This window comes from Bacillus cereus group sp. MYBK30-2 (genome assembly GCF_051915945.1).
Lineage (GTDB): Bacteria > Bacillota > Bacilli > Bacillales > Bacillaceae_G > Bacillus_A > Bacillus_A paramycoides.
In genome coordinates this window covers 1,242,088-1,258,741 of the sequence record NZ_JBQAFR010000001.1, presented here as the reverse complement: position 1 = coordinate 1,258,741, position 16,654 = coordinate 1,242,088, and the positions used below count along the sequence as shown (strand labels likewise).

Below are 16,654 nucleotides of genomic sequence, written 5' to 3'. Positions count from 1 at the left end.
GAAAAATACTCTCGATAAATGACTATGTTTGTTTTAAGTAAAAACAAACTGCTTGAATGCTATAGTATATCATGAAATTGCGAGTAAACTGAAAGGAATTATAAAGAAAATGAAAATAATAAGAAATACTGCGGATTCTATATTTCGAACGATTACATTAATTGTTGTGTATATGTTAGTTTCAGTTAGTGAGACGTTTTTTGGGGTGTCAAGGCAAAAGAAGTAAAGAGGCTATATTGGAAACAATCAATCAAGCCGTAAAATAAAGAATTGAAAAATATTTTAAAACTTTTTGTTGACTTTCTCTGTTTTTTGTATAGAATAATCATTAATAAAATGTTTCAGAGATGTGACAACAAACGACTATGAAAGGACGAGTAGTAGTAGGATGTAGTTTAAGCGAGTCAGGGACGGTGTGAGCCTGATACGAAGCCTATTATGAAGAACCTCCTGGAGTCGCTAACCGAAATCCTTTATAGGAAAGTAGACTTAGCCGGGAACTTCGCCGTTACAAGAAGAACAGTATCGAGATTTTTAATCTCCGTACTGTATAAGTGAGCAACCTCTGTTGCTAATTTGGGTGGTACCGCGGAACCAAAGCCTTTCGTCCCAGTTTTTTGGGAAAGAAGGGCTTTTTTTGTTGGCTTTTTTCCACAACATCCAAACATTTTAGGAGGAAACCACCATGTATCAATCATTAATGACAGTAAGAGAGACTCAAATCGCAATTAAGGAAGTTAAAACATTTTTCGAGGATCAATTAGCAAAACGCCTTGAACTATTCCGCGTATCTGCACCATTATTTGTAACGAAAAAGTCAGGTTTAAACGATCACCTAAACGGTGTAGAACGTCCAATTGAATTTGATATGTTACATTCAGGAGAAGAATTAGAAATTGTGCATTCACTAGCGAAGTGGAAAAGATTCGCATTACATGAATACGGATATGAAGCTGGTGAAGGTTTATATACAAACATGAACGCAATTCGTCGTGATGAAGAACTTGATGCAACGCATTCTATTTACGTTGACCAATGGGATTGGGAAAAAATCGTTCAAAAAGAATGGCGTACTGTAGATTACTTACAAAAAACAGTACAAACAATTTATGGAATATTCAAAGATTTAGAAGATCACTTGTTTGAAAAGTATCCGTTCCTTGGAAAGTATTTACCAGAAGAAATTGTTTTCGTTACTTCTCAAGAACTAGAAGATAAATATCCAGAATTAACACCGAAAGATCGTGAACATGCAATTGCGAAAGAACACGGTGCAGTCTTTATTATTGGAATTGGTGATGCACTTCGTTCAGGTGAAAGACATGATGGACGCGCAGCTGATTATGACGATTGGAAGTTAAACGGTGACATTTTATTCTGGCACCCAGTACTACAAGCTTCATTCGAATTATCATCAATGGGAATTCGCGTTGATAGTAAATCACTTGACGAACAGTTAACGAAAACGGGTGAAGACTTCAAACGAGATTACGATTTCCACAAAGGAATTTTAGAAGACGTACTACCATTAACAATTGGTGGTGGTATCGGCCAATCAAGAATGTGCATGTACTTCTTACGTAAAGCACACATCGGTGAAGTTCAATCTTCTGTATGGCCTGACGATTTACGTGAAGCTTGTAAAAAAGAAAACATTCATCTGTTTTAATATAAAGTGAAACTTTAATCAGTGGGGGGGCATCCCCCGCTGATTATTAGTTGAACCAATCGGGCTTTTATGGGCAGTTGATCTTCCACCTAACTTCTTTGTTTTACAGCCGAATGTTGAGGTGGGAGTCTTACTGCCCGTTAATGCGGGATAACTGTGAGGGAGAGTAGCTCAAACATAGAGCTATTCTCCCTTTTTTTATTATGTAAACGAATGGTTTACAGTGATTTTTACTAATAGTTGCTTTTATTGATTATGAAGGAATTCAAGGGGTTTTATTAGGAGTTGCGCTATTCATGATGGTTTTTTACTCTGATGTGAAGAGAGTTATTTGGAATGAATATAGATCGTTTTTTCAAGGGGAACAGCGAAGTGGTATAAATGATAAAAAGTGAGAAGGGTCTGTTATATTTCCTAGGAAAAGGGTATAACGAATAATTTAATTGTTTTATAATGATTTTCGGATATCGATAATATGTTAAAAAGCTGTTTGTATAGAGTGTTGAAATCTATACAAAGCAGCTTTTTATTTAGATAGGAAGGAAATAGATTAATATGATTTTTTGTAAGCTTTACTTGAAAATAGTGAACTACTCGCCACTTAGCAAAGCTTGAAGCGGGAGCTTCTCAGTTCCACGACGAAAGTAACCTTTCGTCTCCCTGAGCGTTACTTCGGGGTGTTCCACCCCTAGATGTCCAACGCTTGGATGCTCTCTTGGTACGGTTGATATTTTACGCAGGAACCGAATGGCTTGGTTTTCGCCCTTCACATGTTTGAGGAGGGAGAATTCTTTCGGTAAATTCGTTAAATTAGCTCATTTGCACTAAAGGCTCAATTTTCGCCATAAATGATTGATGAAGCGCTTCAACACCATCTACTAAGTGAATTCGGTCAATGACAACCGATACTTTAATTTCAGATGTACTTACCATTTTAATATGAATACCTGCTTCTTTTAAAGTAGTGAACATATTCGCAGCAACACCTGGGTTAGATACCATACCAGATCCTACAATTGATACTTTTGCTAAATGATTTTCATGTTCTACAGATTCATAGTTAAGTGTTTCATGATTTTGTTCTAACACTTCTAATGTTTCTCTTAAATCATTAGAATGGATCGAGAAGGAGAGGTGAACAGTTCCTTCATTTGTAATACTTTGAATAATAATATCTACATTAATGTGAGCCTCTGCTAATGTAGAGAAAACTGTTGAAAGTGAACCTTGTTCTAATCCTTTAATTGTTACACGAGTAATATTATCCTCAAATGCAATACCTTTTACGATTGATTGTTGTTCCATGTTACATTCTCCCCTTACAATTGTTCCGTTTTCTTGTTCCATACTTGAGCGCACTTCTAAAACTACATTATGATTTTTAGCAAATTCAACAGCGCGCGGGTGTAATACGCCAGCGCCGAGGTTTGCGAGCTCTAACATTTCGTCATAAGAAATTTCATCTAATTTATAAGCATCTTGTACTACGCGTGGGTCAGTCGTGTACACGCCTGTCACGTCCGTATAAATATCACATTTTTTTGCTTTTAGTGAAGCGGCTAATGCGACAGCAGTTGTATCGGAACCACCGCGGCCAAGAGTTGTAATTTCATTTTCTTCACTGATTCCTTGGAAACCAGCGACTATAACAATCGTGCCTTCAGTAAGATAGGACTGAATACGCTCAGTGTTAATGTCAGTAATCCGTGCACTACTATGTACAGATTCTGTCGTAATACCAGCTTGCCATCCTGTTAATGAAATTGCGTTATAACCTTTTGTTTGTAGTGCCATTGTTAATAAAGAAATGGTTACTTGTTCTCCTGTAGATAGAAGCATATCCATTTCACGTTTACTTGGATTTTCAGTAATAGCATTTGCGAGTGCTACAAGTTCATCTGTACTTTTGCCCATTGCTGAAACGACAGAGACAATACCATGTCCTCGTTCGTATTCTTTAATTATTAAATTTGCTACATGTTGAATACGTTCAATACTTCCGACAGAAGTACCACCAAATTTTTGAACAATTGTTTCCATTACGAATTCCTTCTTTCGTCCATTTTTAAGAATAGGTTAGGATATATACAAATCCCAATATCCCTGTAGTTACCAGAAAGAAAAACAAAAAACACCATCTCAAATAAGTGAGGATGGTGCTGTTACAGGAAAAGGGAAACAGAAAACGGAGCTAATAAAAAAACCGCCAAAAAAGGAATATCATAAAACTGATATCTCTTTTTTGTAGATAGCTCTTCATATGTACACGTCTGTACATATGACAGTTCTGTTTCTATTCGAAAACAGCCCCAATCGATAAATGCAGAGAAATTTATCAATTTCGGCAACACTTCCTTTCTTCTAAACTCATAGACATCTCTTTGTCTCCTTTAGAATACTCATAAGCATTGCAACCTCTATCTCACGTTTTAGGCGAGAGTGTTTGATTTATGAAGTTGTGGGTAACATTTGTTTTATAATAATTTAAATTTTTCAGGGAATCAAGTGTTTTGTATGTTTTTTTAAAATTCTTTCTTTTTGTTGAACTAGTTTGTGAAAAATGTAGCAAAATCAATTCATTGCCTGTACATTAAAAATATAGTGCATAGGAGGTGGAAGAATGAAAAGGAAAAAGCCTATTTATGTTGCGACAGAAATGAAAACAACAATGGAGAAATTATGGGAATATACGCAGCAACCAGACATACATACAGAGTGGGATGCTCGTTTTACTGAAATTTCGTATTTAGAGAAAAAAGAAGGAGAACCGCAGAAGTTTTTATATAAAACAAAGATTGGTTTTGGCCTTGAAATAGCTGGAGAAGGGGAATCGATAGGTGAAATAAGAAAAGATATTTTAACGCCGTTATGCAGTTGGATGAGGAGGGAAAAGAAATTGTAGATTATTTTGGTGAACCACATTTACTCGTTTCTACATTGAATTTTCATATTGATGAGGCGGGGGCAATGCATATTTCTTCAAAGAAGCAAGGGTTTTTTATGTTTGGAAGAAAAATTCCGTTACCAAAATTTTTATACGGAGAGGCAAAAATTATTGAAAGCTATGATGACGCACTACAATGTTTTCGAATTCATGTACAAGTACGAAATTCGTTAATTGGTTCACTATTTTCATATAAGGGAACATTTGTGGAAAGGAAATAAATGAAATGAAGAATATAATATTTGGACTTGCTTGTTATAGTATATTTCTAATAGGCGAGTGGTCGAATTTAAATCCTGTTGAAGCAATTATACTATTATCTATTTTGTTATTCATACCGATGTCATTTTGTATTATTGATAAAAAAACAAGAAATGGATCGTATGTATTAATTTATAAATTTGTATCGTTTTTATATCCGATTGCTGCAGTTAGTGCGATGCTAGCTTTCATAACAAATCATTTCATCTTTGCGTTCTTTTGGTTTATGTATACAGGGATTATTGCATTATTTGGTGTTATTAAATTGCTAGAAAGAGGATGGAGGCCTTTTGAAGAAACAGCTATAGATAGTGCGTTTATTTATTTGTTTTTAGGGGGTTCTTGGTTCTTTGCTTCTGTAGCGAAACTTCCAATTATGCACTTTAGTTCTGATATTGTTTTACTCACAGCTGCACACTTTCATTACTCGGCATTTTTATTGCCGTTATCAGCTGGTTTACTTGGAAGGAAAAGAGAACAGAGAAGTAAACTGTATGATGTTATTATGTTTATCATTGTCATTTCGCCAATGACAGTTGCGATAGGAATTACGTATTCGAGGGTATTTGAATTCTTTGCAGTGTTCATATATTTATGCGCCATTTATGGATATGGGATTTACGTTTGGAAAACGAAATTCAATGCAATAAGTGCAAAGGTTCTCCTTACTATTTCATCTAGTACGCTTATGGTAACAATTATGTTTTCACTTGTATATTCATACGGGAATTTCAAACAAGTAATGACGATTACAATTGCACAAATGGTTTGGATTCACGGTGTTGTAAATGGAGTTGGAGTTGCATTACCGGCTTTTCTCGGTTGGATGATTGAAAAGAGTACTCCGAATTATAAGTACTATGGGAAACCAATGAGCCAATTAAGAGGGGATTCTACAGTTGGAGAGAGTTTTTTACATAATCAAAGCGTAGTAGATAGCAAGCAATACAGTGGTCTAGTTGATAAAATGAATGATTTTCATAGTGACACATTTGATGGAATGAAGGTTCCTTTAAGTATTATTCATTTTTATGAGAATACGAGAGAGTATCAGTTGCAAGCGAATATTAACTGGGCACGTTGGTTCCGTCCATTTGCATTTTGTTATGAAAAAATGAGTAAGCGTGTAGCGCAAATTCATTTAGGGATGGGTGGTAAGTGGGAAAAGATGCAAGGCTCTATCGTTAGTGTAAAAGATGAAAGTGATGGAAGAGAAAACGTAAGAGCCTGGCTAAGAAAAAATGAAGCAGGAGAGTCTATTTTTGTAGCTCTTTATTCAACACATACACACGAGAAAGAGACATACATGAATATCGCATTGCCTTTACCATATTCGAATATGACTGGTATTTTGAAATTGTACAATGATGCTAACCGCTTAATTATTACTAGTAAGCTAAGAAATAGTGGTAAGGGAGATGAAGGGATTTACTTACATACTCGTTTCTTTACACTACGTTTACCATTTGCAGAAACTTTTATTATTAAAGATGACGGGGATCTAATGCTAAAAGCTCACCATAGAATGTGGATATTCGGAATTGAGTTTTTAGAGATTCATTATGAGATTAAGAAAATAGAGAAGAAATAAGAAAGGCTTGGAGAGATGTTCAAGCTTTTTATAATTTAAATATAATTTTATAATCCAAAATATACAATAATAATCGAACGTGAAAAAGATAGTCGTATGTTAGCAGAAAAAATACAAAAACGACTAGTTTAAGCTCTAGATACAAGAGATTGTGGTGTGAAAGAAGACCTTTATGTAATAAGAAAAAATGAGATGTCCGCAGTATTAACTGAACTAGAATTTTTAGATAATAGTGCAGATTATGAGAAGTTGGCTTCATAATCAGGAAGACAAATTGCTACAGAGGCAATTTATGCTGGTATTTTAGAGTATTATGAGTGGAAAGGTTTCAATGTTTCAAAGTATCGTTTAGCTAAATAAAAATCATCGATTGCTAAGCCCAACGTCTATATAGAGATGGGCTTTTTATATAAATTTATGTAATTTTGTATCGGAATAAAAAGATATATCGTATTATGCTGATTATAAATAAAATAATGGTAGATTAGTTTATTTTTATCACGTATACTTTTACTGTTGACTAATTAAGAGTTTGTTAGTTTAATAGGGAAAATTTTATTATAAAGGGAGGCAAGTTAACACGGGACAAGCATATACATAACGTGTTAAAAAATTATGAAAAAAGTTATTACTAATGTGTTAGCAGCGACAGTCGCACTTCAAGTAGTGATGGCTCCAGCAGCTGCATTTGCAGCTGAAAAAGAATTTCCTGATGTTCCGAAAGGGCATTGGTCATATGAAGCAATTACAAATTTAACGTCAAAAGATATTATTGCAGGGTATGATAATGGTAAGTTTGGATTTGGTGATGTTGTAACTCGTGAACAAGTGGCAGCATTAATGTATCGTGCATTAAAACCAGAAGCGAAAAGCGAGTATAAAAATCCATACTCTGATATTAGTGCAGGAACAACAATGTTCCAAAAAGAAATTTTGACTTTAACGGATATGGGGATTTTTGTAGGTGATGGAAAAGGGACGTTTAGACCGAAAGATTCTCTAACTCGTGCTGAAATGGCTGTTATTTTGCAAAAAGCATTTAAATTAGAAGTGAAAGCACCACACACATTTAATGATGTAGATACAACTCCTTGGGCGAAAGATGCAATTAGTGCTTTGCAATCTAATGGTGTAGCAGCAGGGAATAATTTTGGCGGATTTGATCCATCAGGTGTATTAACGCGTGAAAGTTATGCACAACTTTTATATAAAGCAATGCAAGTGAAAAACGATATTCCGGTTGAACAACCATCATATATTAATCTAGATGTAACATTACCATCTAACGTAAAGGCACAAGAGATTGATAATTTCATTGGAAAATATCATTCAGACAGTCCACTTGTTGGAACTGGACAAGATTTTATTAAAGCGCAAAATGAATATGGCGTGAATGCTTTATATTTAGCAGCACATGCAATCTTAGAGTCTGGATACGGGAAATCAGAAATTGCATATCGTAAACATAATTTATTTGGATTAAGAGCATATGATTGGGATCCATTCGCACATGCAAAATATTTACCGTCTTACGGATTAAGTATTTCATACAATGCTGATTATGTAAGAAAGAACTATTTAGAACAAGGTGCTAGGTATTTTAATGGCTACACATTACCTGCAATGAACGTTATGTACTCAACTGATAAAGAATGGGCTGGCAAAATCGCTAATATTATGGAGCGTATTAAACCTTTTAATAAGGCAGATTATCAAAATGCAAAACGCCTACCGAAAAATCCTAATACGTTAAACGTAGAGGTATTAAGTGAAGCAATTCCATATAAAGATTATGCAAAAGATGCAACAGCTACTGTTCAATCGGTAGGATCTTACTATCAAGTTCCATTCCCGTTTAACAACCCAATTAAGAGTGTACCAAATGTTACACAAAATGAAGTTGGAAAATTAGAAAATGGTACAAAAGTAAATGTATATCGTGAAGATCCAAATGGCTGGGTAGAATTCTCACTTGAAAATGCTCCGGAAAAATATTGGACATTGAAGAAGAATTTAAAATTATAAAGTGGAAAGGTGTTTTCATATATGAAAACACCTTTTTTATTTATATTCATCACATAATATTCCATATTATGTAAGGGTGATGGAATCATTATGATGTTCTCCGTTATGTTTTTGATATTTTTACCAAGAAGTCAATAGTTTCATATATAATTAAAATCAATGAAGAACGAATTTTCAGTATTTAATTTTAGAGATTAAGGTCTTTTGAAAAGAGGAGAGGGATATGCAAGGAGAAATACAAACAGAGAAAAAGTTAGGTTATGTTGGAAAATTATTATTACCAGCTAAAGTATCACCACACTTTAAGTTTTTATGGATCGGACAATTACTCTCGACCTTGGGTAGTTCAATAACGATGGTGATTCTTCCTGTCGTTGTTTATTCATTAACTGGTTCAACAGTTGTAATGGGAATGACTATGGCAATGTACATGCTTCCTAATATTCTTGCGTTACCGTTTGCTGGATTAGTCGTGGATCGGATTGACCGGGTGAAATTAATGTTATTTACAGATGTAATCCGCTGTATATTAATGCTATTACTTGCAACACTTATATTTATGGATTTGTTAACGATTACGCTATTATATGTACTCGTTGCATTATATGGACTTATGGAAGGTATATTTCAACCGGCGTATTCAGCTGTAAGAGCGAAAGTATTTGTACCGGAAATTCGAAATGCAGCTAACGCATTAACGCAAATGAGTAATCAAGGTATACGACTAATCGGACCAGCTCTTGGAGGATTAATCGTTTCAGTTACATCTGCTGGAATAGGGTTTGGATTGGATGCAGTAACGTACTTGCTATCATTTTTATGTTTATTATTTTTAAAAGAAATAAAGTTTAATAAAGTACAGAAACTAGAAAAAAATAAAGTGAATTATAAAAAGGATTTTATGGAAGGTTTCCTCGTTCTAAAAAGTCATCCATGGTTATGGATTACAATTTTAGTTTTTTCATTCGTTAATATTTGTTATGCAGGAATTATAGTTGTATTAATTCCATGGTTGTTTAATGTTCATCATCATTTTGAAGCTTATGTGTATGGCTTGGGTATGGCTTCTTCTGGTGCTGGAGCTGTAATTGCAGCACTAATTTTTGGTGGGAAGCAGCAGTGGCATAAGAGAGGACTACTTGCTTATGGCGGTGTTTTAATAAGCGGATTGGCACTTTTAATTATGCCTTTCATTACTTGGGCACCTGCCTTAATAGCTTTAATGGCAATTGAAGGGTTCGGTATGATGATATTTGGACTTATTTGGGAAACGAGTTTGCAAGAGCTTGTACCAGAAGAAGCATTTGGTAGAGTAGCGAGCCTTGATATGTTAGGTTCTTTCGCTTTATTACCATTAGGATATGTGGTTGTAGGATGGTTAGCTATTGTAATAGGTGGCAAGATAACAATTATAACGCTAGCCATTTTAGTAATCATAACAATTGTAATGGCATTGTCTGTACCAAGTATTCGGCGGTTCGATTGATTATGTAGGCTAAAAGGAGATATGGCATATAATCGATTCATCTTAATTAAGCATTTGTCTAATGAAGAGCCTTCCGTACATATTTCGGCTAAAAAATTTGTGTGGATGCTACGAAAATGGATATTGCAAAAGAATTGACTGAAGCGATTCAATCTGGCTTTGTAAATAAAGACTAAGCCCTAATCTAATTAGGACTTAGTCTTCATTAAATACAAATGTTTGTTTCATTTTTTTACTCTCATTTACCGGATGACCGTTGTAAGAGAAAGTCGTTTCTTCCCAAGTAATAACGACTTTAAAATTATGGCTATTAAAGTCTAATGGGAATACCATGTAGTCAAAGCTCGTATGACTTTTTGAAACGTTCGAATTTGATGTAGTAGGTTTAAAGGTAGCTTTAGATGTAGGAGTGTTATCAAGTATTTCCACAGATACATTCGATACATCATTACCGATGTTTTTTACGAGTAAACTATACGTATCATATACACCTTGTTTTGGTTGTACCGCTTGCTTGTTTGAGTTATGAGATTTGTCAATTTCGATATACCATTGTTTAGACTTTGATGCAATTGGTAGCGACTGAAATGTGTAGGCACTAGCTTGCATCGGGAGTGCTAAACATATAAGCGTAAAGAGAGTTACTATTTTTCGTTTCATTTTTTGAGAGCTCCCATTCTTTAATGGATTTATTTGTTATTATCTTCTCTTTTTGAGGTAATATACTATGCAGTTTAGGGGGAGGGTATATTGAAGGAACTAGCAAGTATGGGAAGCGGTATTTTTCTACAACTGTTATTTTTGTATATATTTATTTCTGGTGTTTTATTGGAACTCAATCCATGGTATGCGGTAGAGGTTTTTCGGCATAGTTTCCTTGTTTTGTTTTTGTGATTAATAATAAATGCTTGCTAAAGGATGCTAAAAAGCATATCAGTGGGATTAATTTATTAATATAAAGAAGAGTCTAACTTCCAAAGGATAGATGCAGGTGGAGAGGTACGAGCGTTAGTCAAAAGTAATAAGAATATGAAAAAATTCCCAATAAATATGTTAAAATAACATTGTCATATAATAAGGGGGATTTATTTTATGGAAAAAGAGCATCTTGCTAAAGTAGATTTAACGAAAATGGTGGACTCCAAATCTAAGTACAATAAGAAACTCGAAAAATATCAAATGCGCTTATTGGCACTACAGCAAATTTTAAAAGAAGAGAAAATAGCTGTTATGCTTGTTATGGAAGGCTGGGATGCAGCAGGTAAAGGCGGAGCGATTAAGCGAGTAACTGAACATCTTGATCCGCGTGGATTCCAAGTAAATCCAATTGGGGCGCCTGCTCCTCATGAAAAACGGTATCATTATTTGCAACGTTTCTGGCGGAAAATTCCTCAATATGGGCAAATTACTATATTCGACCGTTCATGGTATGGTCGTGTATTAGTTGAACGTGTTGAAGGGTTCGCCACAAAAGAAGAGTGGACGAGGGCATATGGTGAAATTAATGATTTCGAGAAGCTATTAACAGATGATCATTACATAATAGGAAAGTTTTTCTATCACATTAGTAAAGACGAACAGTTGAAACGATTTAAAGAAAGAGAGAACAATCCTCTTAAAAGATGGAAAATTACAGATGAAGACTGGCGAAATCGTGAAAAATGGGATGAGTATGTCGAAGCAATGGAAGACATGTTTGAAGAAACAAATAAGCCGAATGCTAAATGGAATATTATTGCGAGTAATGATAAATTATACGCTCGTTTGAAAACATTGAAAGAACTTATTTCATTAATTGAGGATTATTTCTTAGAACATAATATAGAATTACCTTCTTATTATTATGAAATAAAAGAAGGTAAGAAAGAGAAAAATGAGTCTATGCAAGATGCAGGGGTTAAATAGTAAAAAGGTTTGTATAGGAAATATGAAGGGAAGCTGTCTTGTAATTTGGTAAAACAAAATTACAAGACAGCTTTTTTAGTTAGAAACATTTTACAATTTACAGAATAAGGCATATAATCAATAATCATATTAACATTGTTAATATGATTATTGATTATATGCTATGTGGGGGGCTTATTTTGAAGGGAAGAGATGTTGTTTTAGGTTTATTGATGGAAAAAGAATTGTCTGGTTATGATATTAAAATTGTGTTTGAAGATGTATTTACTCATTTTTTTGATGGAAGCTTTGGAATGATTTATCCAACTTTAAGACAATTGGAAAAAGAGGGGAAAATAAAAAAAGAGGTTGTTATGCAAGAAGGGAAACCGAATAAGAAAATGTACTTTATTACAGATGAAGGGCGTGAAGAATTTTATCAATACATGCAAATGGATGTAGAGAAAGATGTTTTACGTTCAGATTTTTTAATGAGGATGTATTTTGGTAATTATAGTGATGGTGCAACGATAAAAAAATGGATTAAAGACGAAATTGAGAGGAAAGAAGCGTACATTGCGGATCTTCGTTTGAAATATGAAAAGTGGAGAGAAGGTATTACTTTTGTCGAGGAAATTTCACTCGATGTAGGTATCGCATCGTATAGTGCGCAAGTAGAGACATTGAAGAGAAAATTAGAGCAGTTAGAAGCGAAAGAAAACAATAAAACAGAAGAATGAAAAACACGTTCACAATAAATAAAGGGGTAAATGAACATGGAGCAATCAAAAGGTATTAAGATTGTTTTTTTAATGTGCTTAGGTATTTTTCTTTGTATGATTGATACGACGATTATGAATATAGCCTTACCAGCTATACAATCAAGTGTGAATACTTCATTAGAAAAAATGTCTTGGGTATTAAATGTTTATACAATGACGATTGCAGTACTTGCAATTCCACTAGGGCGAATAGCTGATATTTTGGGGAAAGCAAAGATGTATATTCTCGGTCTAGTAATATTTGGTGGCGGCTCAGTGCTTTGTGCTTTTGCAAATACAGGTGACTTCCTCATTTTTTCTCGTTTTATACAAAGTGTTGGAGCAGCAATTTTATTTCCGACAAGTATGGTAATTGGTGTATCAGCTATGCCTTTAGCAAAGAGGCATGTTGCACTTGGCATTTTAGGAGTAACACAGGGGTTGTCAGCTGCAATTGGTCCAGTAATAGGCGGGGTTATTACGCAAAATTTAGGATGGAGATGGGTGTTCTTCGTCAATGTTCCAATTTGTATTATTGGAATTATTTTATGCTGCATTATGCTACAAATAAAAAATGAAGAACGTATTATCTCAAAAATTGATTGGATTGGACTTATATTAAGTAGTTCAGCAATTTTCTCTTTTACTCTCGTATTAGTGAAAGGGAATGCGTGGGGATGGCAAAGTAATATTGCTTGGTATTGTTATATAATTAGTATTATTTCTCTTGTTCTATTTGTTTTAGTCGAAAGAAAGATTCATAATCCGATGGTGAATTTAAAACTATTTAAAGATAGGATGTTTGTAGGTGCATCTATTGTTGTTGTAGTAAGTAATTTATTTTTAATTGGCGTTACTGTATTGCTTCCAACTTTTTTGACAAAAATACAGCACCGAACGGAAATTGAAGCTGCTTTTCTAGTGACACCTATTTCAGCGATGATATTTCTTGTTTCACCATTTGCTTCACTATTAATGAAAAAACTTGGAAAAGCAACTATTATTTTGTCAGGGTTTCTCGTTATGAGCCTAGCGTATTATTGGCTACAGATGATTGGAGTAAATTCAACAAATATCGAAATTATTATTCCATGTATGATATTAGGTGTTGGATATGGTTTAGTAGTGGGACCAATTACAGTTTTAAGCGCATCTTCATTTGAAGGAGAGTTATTAACAGCTTCTCAAAGTGTCGTATCGATGTTACGCCAAGTAGGTATTGTCTTAGCGGTAGCAATATTCGTTTCTAACTTAACTCACAACTTATCAATAAATAAAGAGAATGTATATCGTCATGCAGAAGGAATAGTGCGTAATATACATGTAGATAGTGCTCAGCAAGCCGAGATATTACAAGTAACAAAAGAAAAAATAGAGAATCAAAGTATAGAAACAAATGTAGAAAAGAAACAAAATGAAACAGTGGTGGGGTTAAGTAAAGAGAAAAAAGACGAATTAATTCACCAAAAAGTGGATGAGGTATTAATTGGAGTTCCAGTAGAATATAGAGATATAAAAAGAGAAGAAATTACGAGTCAAGTAACAAAAGAGGTTGCAAAGCAAGAGGAGAATATAAAGAAAGAAATAGTCTTATTTTCAAATGATGTGAATCATTATGCTCAGAATCAGATGGCTACGAGTTTTACTGATTTATATAAAGCGAGTGTGCCAATTATTTTAGTTTGTGCTTTAGTAAGTTTGTTATTTTGGGAAGGAAAAGCTTTCAGTAAGAGAAAAGGGGAAAAGGGTAGTAGGGGAATTGTAAGGGAAATAGGCTAAATATGAATTGTATTTTAATTATGGGACGTTAGCAGTCAAAAAAATAGTATAGAGTTATTTTGGGAACTCCTCGGTAATGGGCGAAACGTAAACTGTGGGGTTCTTTACTTTGTTCCTATCGGCATATGTATCACTGTCATTAAGTATTTGCTTTCATTCATTATCCGTCAAAATCATGTTTTCGAATTTTAGAAAGATAAATTGAATAGTATTAATAAGTTGTATAATTGTTTTTTACATGTAATGAATGGGCACGTATCAAGTTCAAATAAAGGATGCATAATATTATTTTCATAGGATTTTAAACATATTTTTCAAAGGAGTGTTCTTTAAATGTTTATAAAACCTATAAATTTAGCGATTCGATTTTTTCTAGAATTATGTGCTCTTGCATCACTATGTTATTGGGGCTTTCAATTTTGGGGAAGTGTATATGTAAAATTTATTTTTTGTATTGGCTCACCACTACTTTTTGCGATAATATGGGGGATTTTCATTGCACCTAGAGCATCATTAAAATTGCCAGAACCATATAGGTTTATGTTGGAAATCATATTGTTTGGAGTTACCTCTGTTGCTCTATATGTTGTTGATCAAACAACCTTAGCTATTATTCTTGGAATGGTATTTATAATAAATCGCACTTTAATTATCGTTTGGAAACAATGATTTTTCTGCAGTATCTGTATAAAATCATATATCATGTAGTCTCATACTGTATTTTAATGCTAAGTTTCTTCACGATAGAAACTTAGCATTATTTGGCTTTACTAATAGGAGAGAAATGGAAGTATTAAAAATTGGAAACTTAAAAAGCGTTATTTCAAGTGTAGGAGTGACGAAATATGGATAAATTTAAGTGTTTTAAATTTTGGGATTTTGTTGTTTTATAGTACATTAACAAGAGATATTAGTTTCATAGGGAGGGTGAGGAAATGATAGATACAGCAGATGCTTTAATAAGTAATCGTATGTATACAGAAGAAGAGCAACAAAAATTATATAAACGAACGTTAATAATCGTAAGCATTTCACAAATGTTTGGTGGTGCAGGATTAGCTGCTGGAATTACAGTGGGTGCACTTCTTGCGCAACAAATGCTTGGAACAGATGCATATGCAGGTTTACCGGCTGCTATGTTTACGTTGGGATCTGCGGTAGCGGCTTTCATAGTAGGAAAGCTTTCGCAACGATATGGACGCCGAGTAGGACTTGCAACAGGTTTTATGGTAGGTGGACTTGGAGCTATTGGAGTTGTAATGGCAGCTGTAACAAATAGTATTATTCTCTTACTTGCTTCTTTACTCATTTATGGTGCAGGTACAGCTACAAATCTACAAGCTCGTTATGCTGGCACGGATTTAGCGGATAAGAAACAACGAGCAACTGCTGTTAGTATTACGATGGTTATGACGACTTTCGGTGCGGTTGCAGGTCCAAATTTAGTAGGTGTAATGGGCAACTTTGCTCATTCGATTGGAATTCCTGAACTTGCTGGACCGTTCATCTTATCAGCAGCAGCTTTCATGCTTGCGGGTCTTGTACTTTTCGTTATGCTTCGCCCAGATCCATTAATTATTGCTAACATAATAGAAAAATATAAACAAGAACATACATATAAAGGGCATGCGGTAACAAATGAAATGGTAGAAAATAAACGGGGCATTACCGTTGGAGCAATTGTTATGATACTTACTCAAGTAGTTATGGTTGCGATTATGACTATGACTCCAGTACATATGGGACACCATGGTCATGGACTAAGTGAAGTAGGGCTTGTCATTGGATTCCATGTAGGGGCAATGTACCTTCCATCTCTTGTTACAGGAATTCTAATTGATAAAGTTGGCAGAACAGCGATGAGTATAGCTGGTGGAGTTATATTACTAGCTGCCGGTGTACTAGCTGCGATGGCACCAAACGACTCTTTAATACTATTAGTTGTAGCACTTTCTCTACTTGGATTAGGATGGAACCTTGGATTAATAAGTGGTACTGCTCAAATCGTTGATTCAACAGAGCCTTCTACACGTGCAAAAACACAAGGGAAGATAGATGTTTTTATTGCGTTGGCAGGAGCTTCTGGTGGAGCGATGTCAGGTATGATAGTAGCTAATTCAAGTTATGCGGCATTATCATTAGCTGGAGGGGCTGTAGCCTTATTACTTATTCCTGTTGTGATATGGTCTCGGAAAGGTGAATGAATTTCATGAAATTAAAAAGAGGTTCTAGTTATTTCTAGAACCTCTTTTAA

General features: G+C 34.5%; 11 protein-coding genes, 5 pseudogenes, 1 riboswitch and 1 other annotated feature. Of the genes and pseudogenes, 14 read left to right on the top strand and 2 right to left on the bottom strand.

Annotated elements, in window-relative coordinates; all coding sequences use genetic code 11:
- Positions 1 to 356 precede the first annotated feature (356 nt).
- Positions 357 to 615, top strand: a binding site (T-box leader).
- A 70-nt stretch (positions 616 to 685) separates the two neighbouring features.
- Together asnA and ACTFQM_RS06540 are read left to right on the top strand one after the other, a co-directional pair.
- The gene (asnA, locus tag ACTFQM_RS06545) at positions 686 to 1,669 is read left to right on the top strand and encodes an aspartate--ammonia ligase (RefSeq protein ID WP_002171334.1); all 984 of its coding nucleotides are present in this window, start codon (positions 686 to 688) and stop codon (positions 1,667 to 1,669) included.
- A gap of 230 nt (positions 1,670 to 1,899) precedes the next feature.
- Positions 1,900 to 2,064: pseudogene (locus tag ACTFQM_RS06540) on the top strand (helix-turn-helix domain-containing protein); the annotation flags it as partial.
- Positions 2,065 to 2,479: 415 nt separating this feature from the next.
- Here ACTFQM_RS06540 and ACTFQM_RS06535 read toward each other — a convergent pair.
- The gene (locus tag ACTFQM_RS06535; RefSeq protein ID WP_440033824.1) at positions 2,480 to 3,709 is read right to left on the bottom strand and encodes an aspartate kinase; all 1,230 of its coding nucleotides are present in this window, start codon (positions 3,707 to 3,709) and stop codon (positions 2,480 to 2,482) included.
- Positions 3,710 to 3,910: 201 nt separating this feature from the next.
- Positions 3,911 to 4,097, bottom strand: a riboswitch (Lysine riboswitch).
- Between the two features lie 192 nt (positions 4,098 to 4,289).
- Here ACTFQM_RS06535 and ACTFQM_RS06530 point away from each other — a divergent pair.
- The 6 genes and pseudogenes from ACTFQM_RS06530 to ACTFQM_RS06505 all read left to right on the top strand — a co-directional run.
- Positions 4,290 to 4,523: pseudogene (locus ACTFQM_RS06530) on the top strand (hypothetical protein); the annotation flags it as partial.
- Positions 4,511 to 4,834: pseudogene (locus ACTFQM_RS06525) on the top strand (DUF4166 domain-containing protein); the annotation flags it as partial. The pseudogenes ACTFQM_RS06530 and ACTFQM_RS06525, both read left to right, overlap by 13 nt.
- 5 nt (positions 4,835 to 4,839) lie before the next feature.
- Complete coding sequence (locus ACTFQM_RS06520) at positions 4,840 to 6,465, top strand: YndJ family protein (protein ID WP_440033823.1); 1,626 nt, start codon at positions 4,840 to 4,842, stop codon at positions 6,463 to 6,465.
- Between the two features lie 81 nt (positions 6,466 to 6,546).
- Positions 6,547 to 6,825, top strand: a pseudogene (locus tag ACTFQM_RS06515) (N-acetylmuramoyl-L-alanine amidase family protein); the annotation flags it as partial.
- Between the two features lie 255 nt (positions 6,826 to 7,080).
- Positions 7,081 to 8,490, top strand: a complete 1,410-nt coding sequence (locus tag ACTFQM_RS06510) for an S-layer homology domain-containing protein (RefSeq protein ID WP_002171340.1) — start codon at positions 7,081 to 7,083, stop codon at positions 8,488 to 8,490.
- A 223-nt stretch (positions 8,491 to 8,713) separates the two neighbouring features.
- Positions 8,714 to 9,976 carry an MFS transporter gene (locus ACTFQM_RS06505; protein ID WP_440033821.1) on the top strand — a complete coding sequence of 421 codons (1,263 nt, stop codon included), beginning with the start codon at positions 8,714 to 8,716 and terminating at the stop codon, positions 9,974 to 9,976.
- 195 nt (positions 9,977 to 10,171) lie between these two features.
- Here the strand turns inward: ACTFQM_RS06505 and ACTFQM_RS06500 are convergent, their stop codons facing one another.
- The gene (locus ACTFQM_RS06500) at positions 10,172 to 10,636 is read right to left on the bottom strand and encodes a hypothetical protein (protein WP_048374355.1); all 465 of its coding nucleotides are present in this window, start codon (positions 10,634 to 10,636) and stop codon (positions 10,172 to 10,174) included.
- A 90-nt stretch (positions 10,637 to 10,726) separates the two neighbouring features.
- Here ACTFQM_RS06500 and ACTFQM_RS06495 point away from each other — a divergent pair.
- From ACTFQM_RS06495 to ACTFQM_RS06470, 6 genes and pseudogenes are all read left to right on the top strand, one after another.
- Positions 10,727 to 10,840: pseudogene (locus tag ACTFQM_RS06495) on the top strand (alpha/beta hydrolase); the annotation flags it as partial.
- Between the two features lie 228 nt (positions 10,841 to 11,068).
- Entirely contained in the window at positions 11,069 to 11,881 is an 813-nt protein-coding gene (locus ACTFQM_RS06490; protein ID WP_440033820.1) for a polyphosphate kinase 2 family protein, read from the top strand.
- Between the two features lie 179 nt (positions 11,882 to 12,060).
- Positions 12,061 to 12,600 carry a PadR family transcriptional regulator gene (locus ACTFQM_RS06485; RefSeq protein ID WP_327902659.1) on the top strand — a complete coding sequence of 180 codons (540 nt, stop codon included), beginning with the start codon at positions 12,061 to 12,063 and terminating at the stop codon, positions 12,598 to 12,600.
- A 36-nt stretch (positions 12,601 to 12,636) separates the two neighbouring features.
- Positions 12,637 to 14,400 (top strand): MFS transporter, encoded by a 1,764-nt coding sequence (locus ACTFQM_RS06480; RefSeq protein WP_440033819.1) that lies wholly within the window; start codon positions 12,637 to 12,639, stop codon positions 14,398 to 14,400.
- Positions 14,401 to 14,733: 333 nt separating this feature from the next.
- Entirely contained in the window at positions 14,734 to 15,069 is a 336-nt protein-coding gene (locus ACTFQM_RS06475; protein WP_440033818.1) for a YrdB family protein, read from the top strand.
- A gap of 266 nt (positions 15,070 to 15,335) precedes the next feature.
- Complete coding sequence (locus ACTFQM_RS06470; protein WP_440033817.1) at positions 15,336 to 16,604, top strand: MFS transporter; 1,269 nt, start codon at positions 15,336 to 15,338, stop codon at positions 16,602 to 16,604.
- The last annotated feature ends 50 nt before the right edge of the window (positions 16,605 to 16,654 follow it).